This window comes from Halomicronema sp. CCY15110 (genome assembly GCF_016888165.1).
Classification (GTDB): domain Bacteria; phylum Cyanobacteriota; class Cyanobacteriia; order Phormidesmidales; family Phormidesmidaceae; genus Halomicronema.
Genome location: NZ_JACSWC010000331.1, coordinates 42,424 through 50,862, shown reverse-complemented (window position 1 = coordinate 50,862; position 8,439 = coordinate 42,424). Strand labels below are relative to the sequence as shown.

Annotated in this window: 7 protein-coding genes and 1 pseudogene; all 8 read right to left on the bottom strand. The window is 54.8% G+C overall.

The genetic code is table 11. The annotated features are described in order from the left end of the window. Nucleotides 1–191: transposase (locus JUK32_RS28750; RefSeq protein WP_375541574.1), on the bottom strand; the 191-nt coding region annotated here is incomplete at its 3' end. After that, nucleotides 184–426 (bottom strand): annotated as a pseudogene (locus tag JUK32_RS28055) (transposase); the annotation flags it as partial. The pseudogene JUK32_RS28055 and the gene JUK32_RS28750, both read right to left, overlap by 8 nt. Before the next feature lie 32 nt (nt 427–458). Then, nucleotides 459–851 carry an IS630 transposase-related protein gene (locus tag JUK32_RS27625; protein ID WP_239112733.1) on the bottom strand — a complete coding sequence of 131 codons (393 nt, stop codon included), beginning with the start codon at nt 849–851 and terminating at the stop codon, nt 459–461. 103 nt (nt 852–954) lie between these two features. Further along, nucleotides 955–1,392 carry a hypothetical protein gene (locus JUK32_RS16030; RefSeq protein WP_204139871.1) on the bottom strand — a complete coding sequence of 146 codons (438 nt, stop codon included), beginning with the start codon at nt 1,390–1,392 and terminating at the stop codon, nt 955–957. Between the two features lie 242 nt (nt 1,393–1,634). Beyond that, entirely contained in the window at nt 1,635–5,957 is a 4,323-nt protein-coding gene (locus JUK32_RS16025; protein ID WP_204139870.1) for a PAS domain-containing protein, read from the bottom strand. 403 nt (nt 5,958–6,360) lie between these two features. Continuing rightward, complete coding sequence (locus tag JUK32_RS16020) at nt 6,361–6,900, bottom strand: HD domain-containing protein (RefSeq protein ID WP_375541573.1); 540 nt, start codon at nt 6,898–6,900, stop codon at nt 6,361–6,363. A 394-nt stretch (nt 6,901–7,294) separates the two neighbouring features. Continuing rightward, the gene (locus tag JUK32_RS16015) at nt 7,295–7,630 is read right to left on the bottom strand and encodes a helix-turn-helix transcriptional regulator (protein ID WP_204139868.1); all 336 of its coding nucleotides are present in this window, start codon (nt 7,628–7,630) and stop codon (nt 7,295–7,297) included. Further along, nucleotides 7,627–8,373, bottom strand: coding sequence for a 16S rRNA (uracil(1498)-N(3))-methyltransferase (locus JUK32_RS16010; protein ID WP_204139867.1), 747 nt, complete (start codon nt 8,371–8,373; stop codon nt 7,627–7,629). Before JUK32_RS16010 ends, JUK32_RS16015 begins: the two co-directional genes overlap by 4 nt. Nucleotides 8,374–8,439: the final 66 nt, after the last annotated feature.

Sequence of the window (8,439 nt, the reverse complement as noted above, 5' to 3'; positions counted from 1 at the left end):
TGGTCGACGACCTGTCTAAACGATTCGCCCGATTGAATCTGTTTCCGCATCCGGTTCTTCAAAACAAACCACTGATGTTTGATCGGGTTCAAATCCGGGGAGTAAGGCGGCAAATACAACAAATAGCACCCCGCTTGTTGTATTAAGGCTTCCACTCGTCCGCCTTTGTGAAACGAGGCATTGTCACAAATGATGACACTGCCTGTAGGGCAGAGCTGGCAACAGCGGTTGTTCTAACCACGTTTCGAACATCGAGCGATTACAGTAGCCCTCATCGGTCAGCGGTGCCACGGGTTGATGTTGATGCCAAGCGGCCATCAAGCTGACTCGCTCGGTACGATTGCCCCGGTGCTCGGCGGGGAAGCGATCGCCTTTGGGGCACCAACCATAGGCATAGTCTTCCGTATTATTGATGCCCGCCTCGTCGAGATAAACCCGTTGGTGGGCCTCGAATTGCGCTAATTCACGGTCATAGGCTTGGCGGTTTTCAGGGTCTCTTTCGGCGTAGAGATCGCTCTTTTTTTTCGCGTGAAGCCAATCCGTTTGAGCGCCCGACCCATCGTGTCTTCGCTCATCGCCTCGGGCCACAACTGGGCCATCTCGGCCTGAGTTTTGTCCCCGTGCGTCGCGGCAAAAGCGCGAAATGCTTGCCAGTCAGTGATTTTATGACTATGGCCTCGTTGGTAGCTGGGCTTGGCAGCGACCTCACCGCTAGCGCGATATCGATGGTGCCACTCGGTCAGCGTGGTGGTGCCAATGCCCATCAACCGACTGACAGCGGCCTTGAAATGCCCCGCTTCGAGCGCGGCGATTGCTTGCTGGCGCAGGTCGAGACTATCGGGGGCAGTCATCGGCAGGGCTCCAAGCTTTCATCCACTTTAACTCACCCGACTTTTGTACGGATTGCTATAGCAGTGTCATCGACGCAAGCAAGAGGGGGTGAGCGTGATGCCCTTAGTAAGCGCCACTACACAGGTTGCTCAAGACGCTGTAAAACTGACTGTCGGGATCAGCGGACTGCATTGCCTGCTGCATCGTCTGGCCGTTGAGGATGCGGTCATTCACGTCGAGATATTGCACGCTTTCGATCGCATACATCATGCTATCGCAATTAGCCACATAGCCGAACAGGGCCGCCGCTGTGCCGTTATCGCTCATGGGCGATCGCCGGGCGAGCAGCGTAAATTGTAGTTGGCTATTTTGGCGGGTTTGAGACGGGCTGAGCCACCACTCTTGGGTAATGTTTTGCCCCGCACTATTTTCAAAACTGTCGACATAGAGATAGCGCCAGTCAGCATAAGAACTTGCCGTTTGGGCCAGTACCGCCGTCGGCAGGCTCAACAAAATCGGTAGGGTGGCAGCAGCAGCAGCAAATTTAGCAAACATGGTCATACTTCGGGTAGGGTAAACCAAAAAGACTTGGCCTGAGGGCTGTTGAGGTGTGGAGTCGCGGCGGAAACTTCGTTCTCAACAGCAGACTGGGGCAGGGGCTTATGCTCATAACCTAATGACAAATCGAGCAATTCGCCCAGGGCTCAGTACACTTTTGCGGTTGTCATAATCGGTTGTGAACGGTTGGGGCAATCAATTGCTGACCGCATCAAATTAGCCGTTAGGGACAGTTGAATGGAAGGTTATTCCTCTGATGGATGGTTGACGACTTTGAGTTGATAAATGTTCCGGTAACGTTTTGCCGCGTAGAGCATTTTATCGGCGATCTCGATTGCGGTCATATCGTCCATTGCCGTTGGCCTCGGAACAACGGCGATGCCCAGGCTGACGGTAATGTGCGGACCCGTCGGCGAGGCGGCATGGGGAATGGCCTGCTCGGCAATCTGAGTTTGAATGTGCTGGACGATCGTGACCGCTCCTACCTGGTGAGTGTTGGGCAGTAGCATGATAAATTCTTCACCGCCATAGCGGGCGACTAAATCGCCAGGGCGCTGCATATTCTGTTTGAGCACCTCGGCAATTTGCGTCAAACAGCGATCGCCCGCCGGGTGACCATAGGTGTCGTTGTAGGCTTTGAAATGATCGATGTCGAGCATCATGATCGTGAGGGGCAACCCTTCGCGCTGGTGGCGCGACCACTCTTGAGCTAGCGCGATGAGAAACTGTCGCCGATTCGCCACTTTCGTCAAACTATCGGTGGTGGCCAACTCCTCTAGCTGCGCGTTGAGTAACTGCAACTCGATTTCGGCTTGCTTGTAATCGGAAATGTCTTCGACGATGCCTTCGATCTCTAGCAGCTCGCCCGCCGCATCCCGCACCGGATGTTGGGAGACCCGGACGGTCCGCCGAGCCCCGTCGGGATGCGTAAACTCCATCTCAAATTCCTGAAAATCGACGGATCCATGTAACAACGCTTGCAGTTCGGTTAACGCTAGTGCCACCGATTTGGAACACCAATCAACTGCGGTTTGCCAGGTTTTGCCAATCACGTCTTGCCGCTGGAGGCCAAAGACTGATTGAATGCCATCGCTGACATAGGTGAGGATGCCCAACTCCCCCGTATGACTAAAGACGACAAATCGATCGCCGATATCATCGACCAGACGCTGATATTGCGCTTGGCTCTCTCGGAGGGCCGCTTCGACCTGCTTGAGATCGTGAATGTCGCGGCCCACGGACTGCATCTCGATCAGGTGCTCCTGCGCATCATAAATGGCGCGGTTCGTCCATTGCATCCAGCGCACTTCGCCCCGCACGAACACCCGATGTTCCACCGTGCTGTAGGGATGTTTCGGCGAGAGACGCGCTAAACATGCATCGATCGCCGGTTGATCGGCTGAATAAATGAATGGGTGATACGTCTGGCCCAGCATGTCTGTTTTGTGAACGCCGTAGTATTCGCAAAAGGCATCATTGACAAAAATTACCGTGCCGTCGGGCTTAAACCGAGTAATGAGTTCAGTTTGATGCTGCAAAATCGCCAGATAATTTTCGCCCGATTGCCGCAACTGCTCCATGACGATGTCGCGTTCCATTTCGGCTTGTTTGCGATCGCTAATGTCTTTCAAGGAACCGATGATCTTCACTGGCTGCCCGGCTGCATCCAGTTGTATGCGAGCTTGGTCTTCGACCCAGAGGTAAGTGCCGTCCTGACAGCGAATGCGAATCTCCAGACAATAAGCATGGGGGGGAGCGGTCTGGGCGGCTTGAATTGCCGCCGCCAAAGCCTGAACATCGTCGGGATGCACCCTGGCAAGACTATCTTCCATCGTTTCTGGCAGGTCCACCGGGTCGTAGCCAAACATCTCTGAGGTATTTTGGCTAAAGGTATAGGTTTGGCGGCTGAAGTCATATTCAAACACGACCTGTCGTCCGGTGGTGATGGCAATTTCATAGCGATCGCGCCACACTTGCAACTCCTGAGACAGCAGCTGTAGGGTCTCTTCGGTGCGTTTCAGTTCGGTAATGTCGGCATCAACAATGGTGCAATCCCAATATCCTGACCCATTCCACTGCACAGAAAGGTGAGCCAAGATGTATTGCAACGAGCCGTGAGGATATCGGTAGCGATAGGTTTTTACAAACTGCTGGGGCGCAGTCATCTGTTTTGGAAGTGGGGTGGCAAATGCCACGATCAGGGTTGGCCAATCTGCTGGTTCTACACAGCCCTGCCACAGGTAAGGATCAGCCATTAAAGCGGCGGCGCTAAACCCATACAGATGTTCACAATTGGGTGAGAGATAAATAAACTCAAAGCGATGATCGGGGAATAGCCGCAAGCGCACGATGGTGGCCCGAGCACTATCTAACACGCTGGAAAGCTGAGATTCCGATGCTTGCAAGGCCAGCTCTAGCTGTTTGCGATCGCTGATATCGAGCATGACGCCCACCATGCGCTGGGGAGTGCCATCGGCGGCGTAAATGGCCTGGCCCTGCGTGAGCACCCACCGCACTGCGCCCTCCGGATGCACCACCCGATATTCGACCGATAACAGGGTGTGTTGGTCAATCGCGGTCTGAAACGCCGCTTCGGCAGCCGCTAAATCATCGGGATAAACGAGATCGCGCCACACTTCATAATTAGCCGGGACAGATTGGGGTACGAGCCCCATCAGCCGATAATGGCTATCACTCCAAGTCGCCAGCCCCGTGTCCACCTCAAATTCCCAACTGCCCGTATTCGTCAGTTCTAGCGCCAGCCGCCGCCTTTCTTCACTGGTCGCTAGCGCTAACTCAGCGGTCTTGCGCTCGGTTATGTCTGCCGTCGTGCCCACTAATCGGACGATGTTGCCCTGCTCATCGCGCTGGACTTCTCCCCGGTTCAGCACATAGCGCCGCTCCCCCGTGGGCTGTATGATCATTTGCTCTAGTTCATAGGGCACGCCTGCGGTCAGGGCTTGGGCAACGGCCGCCCGGAGTGGCTCTTCCCCCGGTGGCGTGACCAAAGCATAGGCATCCTCCACTTTTGGCACCCCTAATGCAGGATCGCGCCCCATAATCTGAAACATTTCTGCTGACCAACTGAGTTGCCCACTGGCGACCTCAAATTCCCAGCTGCCAACCTTCGCAATGCGCTGAGCTTCGCAGAGTTGTGCTGTCGTTGTGCTCAGTTCCGCCGTATGGTGGGCGATTTCCGCTTTGAGCGATTGCTGATAATTCGTATGAAACTGCTGAATTTCATGTTGCTGGGCGTCCGTCTTGGCCATCATTTCCAGAAACGCCAAGCGCAGCGACTCCACTTCCTTCACTAGGGTCGGTGTTGTGACCACCTCAGGGCGGCCATCAGCATAGGCCAGCGTGGCCTTGTTGAGCTGTTGCAGGGGTCGCGTAATGCGTCGCGTGAGCCAAATGCCAAACCCAATGGCGGCTAACAACGTGAACCCTGACCAGGCAATCGCGGGACGCATGTGGCCCCACAGCGTGCCGACAAACGCCGACTCGGGCACCGTGGTCACAATCACCCAGTCGAGGCCACAGTCATTGCAGTAAGGGGTGGCATGGGTATAGTAGCGATCGCCCGCCACCTGCATCGACAGATCTAGCGAGGTCTGTAGTGGGGCCGTCGAGTCGACGCTAGCTTGGATCGCGTGAAACGCCGCCCGCGTGACGGGATTCTCGCTTTCTGCTGCCGTGAGGCGCTGAAACTCGACATTTTGCGGCATCGCTAAGGGCGGGGACTGACCAGGAGACGAGTTGCGCGGCGGTTGGACCGCGATATAAGAGGGGGCGGTGGTCGAGTTCGCCACCATCAAACCGTTGGCCTGCATGACAAAGGCCTGACCTGATTTAACAAATGCTAAGTCGGCCAAAAAATCATCCAGTTGCCGCAGGCTGACATTGACCGCAAACACTCCTAATAACTGTTGAGCATCGGTGTAAATCGGGGCAAAGGCGCTGATAGCCAGGTGATCAGTCGAGCCAATCTGAAAAATTTCACTCCACCCAGGGACTCCTGTTTCAGCGGCTTGGCGATACCAAGGGCGAGTATGCACTTCAAGCCCTTGGATGCTTTCGAGATATCGGCCCTGATTTCCCTCAGCATCAACACTGTAGAGATCGGTATTAGGCGATTGAGACGGATCCAAAATAACCATCTCAATGGGCATTTCCGCCGGCGTGAGACGGGTATTCACCTCATAATCTTGAGCCGTCACCCGGTGACTGGCCCGCAAATCACCTGCCTCGGTGCCGAGCAAAAAGGTGGTCGCATTTTCAGTGACCAACAGTTCCAACGTTAAATAACGATGCAGCTGGTCTAAATCGTCGAGGCTGATGGCTCCCGAGTTTAAAGCTGCCAAGTGAGACTGATTTTGGCTAGCGGCGGCTAACAAGTATCGATCCAGGTTTTGCGCGATCAAATTGCCCGTTTCGTTCAATAGCTGAGTGGCCAGCTCTTCGACAATCCGTTGACAACTCCGATATGACAGATACCCGACCACCGATGTGACGCCAATGACCTGAATGACGAAGGGGATAACTAATAGCGATCGCAGCGATATACCCATGAGCAGTACATCAACATCCTCAATATTCTCAGTATGCCGGTGGTTGCCCTTCCTCAGCCGCAGGCAATTGCCCTCTAGCACTTTGCAAGAACTTTGCAGCAAGCTTGGGTCATCGCCTACAACAGGTCAGATTAAGGGCTTTCATCCATGCTTGAGCCACATCAGCCTCTGGTCCGACGGTTCTCTAGCCCCGATGCATCCTGATGCCTATCTCTATCTTGCATCTCAGCAGTCACATTGAGTTCACTTGATAGTTCCAGCGTCAATACTTTGCAGTATTCCTGATAATTTCCTGTGAAAAATTATATTTTTGCTGCCCTTCACTGACCAATTCGCAATTTGGGAACTTTGGCTGTCTGCCCCGCCGCCGCCCATTGCCGACTTTGCCGACGAGTCTTTCAAATTAGCGGGCTGGAGCGTTGCCCGCGATCGCGGCGGCGTAGGCAGCGTCAAAGAGGGTCTCTAACCCTGTGTGGGTGCCGCGCATTTGATCGACGACGCGCTTACCCCAGTCACAATATTCTCGTTGTCGCTCAGGTGACCAATCAGGGGGTGGCGCGATCGCGATATCGCGAATATTGGCAATTTTGTCCGCCAGTTTTACCAGCTTGGCGCGATCGCTCACCGTCGCAGCATGTTCGACCTGCAACTGTTTGCGAGTGGCTTTGGGCAGCGATTTATCATCGGTGACTTGATCCACCACCGTGGCGACTGCCTCACCAAATTGGTCGGCAATCTCCGTCAGGGTGGTGTCAGTATCTTCCACCGTGTCGTGTAAGAGAGCACTGATCAACACCACCGCATCGCTGATTTGCGCTTCATTGACCAAAATATTTAGCAACGCGATCGGGTGATTGATATAGGGAGTCTGGTCAGCATCTTTGCGCCGTTGCTGCCGATGTTTGCGCGCTGCAAACTGTAAGGCCGCCGTGACCTCATTCAAACCCGGATGAGAAATTGCCATATTTGGAGGGTGCGCCACTTGCTCTCGTGAAGATGATTGCTAGAGAAAACCAGACTTGCCCTGGCAAGTTTAACTGGCTGCTATCAGTCTAATCAGCCATAAGGGAACGGCAACCCAAAAAAGTACCCGACCAATTCGGGTTTCGACTTCGCTCAACCGACCAGTATCGAGAGTTGAGCGAAGTCGAAACTCGGTCCATAGGAACCTTATTGGCGCGCAAGTCTCGAAACCGTTCGCAAACGCTGTCCCCACGCAATGGGAATGGTCTGGCTCATCAATCTCTGACATTACGCGCAGTCGGGCTGTCTGGAGTAGGGGCTGCTGGGCCACCGGCGAGTGGCCCCCGGCAACCGAGTATTCAGCCACCGAGCCGTTATTCGGCTTCTTCATGTAAGCGAGTTGGAATGATCGGGCTGTGGCGACGGTAATCAGCCAAATATTGCTCTAGCGCTGTAAATTGGGCCAAATCGAGGCTGTAGTAAGTCCATCGACCTTGGGGACGCGCTTTGACCAACCCGGCATCTTTCAGCACTCGCAAATGGAAGGACAGTTTGGACTGACTGACCGCTAGTTCGTCGCAGAGGTCGCATACGCACATTTCCTGGGTTCGCAGCCGCTCGATTACGTTCATGCGCAAGGGATCGGACAAGGCATGAAACCCAGACAGACAAACCTCTGTAGTGGCTTCTAAAGTGTTGACGGTATTCATAATGAGGTGTCGCTTGATGATTGTATGGTAGCGAATTCAATTCCAGCTTGAAGGATCCCGATCGCCACGACAGACGCGGTGACAGCGCGCAAGATTGAGCTGCCTAAAGACACCGCCTGATATCCGTGGGAGAGGGCTTGGGTGACTTCAGATGCGGTCCAACCGCCTTCGGGGCCGATGGCTATTTCTATCGTCGGGCAGGGGGACAACAAACCCACTGACAATAGCGCGGGGGCAGACCGGCGGGCGACGCAGATGAGTCGGGTATCCTGTGACTCTTGGGCTAGCCAACTGGACCAGGCTAGGGGCTCCCTAACGGTAGGGACGGTCAGGCGCTCGCATTGTTCCCCAGCTTCGGCGGCGATGCGTCGCCAGCGCTGGAGCTTGTTGGCACTGGGCCGCAGCACAGTGCGATCGCTCACCAGCGGCACAATCTCATGCACCCCCAACTCTGTCACCTGCCGCACCACCTCATCAAAGCCCTGTTTGGGTAAGCATGCGGCAAGGGTGATCTGCGATCGCGGCAATGCCGTCGTCGCCACCTCAGGAGCAATGGGCGTCAAGGTGGCTTGGGTGGCGTCCCGTTGCAACACGGCTGTCCACAGGTGCCCCTGCCCATCTAACGCCAAAAAGCGATCGCCCGACTGAAGCCGCAACACCCGCTGCAAATAATGCCGTTGTTCAGCAGTCAAAGTAAGCTGATCAGCCTGAATTTGGGCCGGATCAACGATGACTCGTTGCACAAGATTCCTCTCTTTTGACCAGTGACCATGGAGCGCGGATCGACATAGTAGCGGCGATCGCGACGC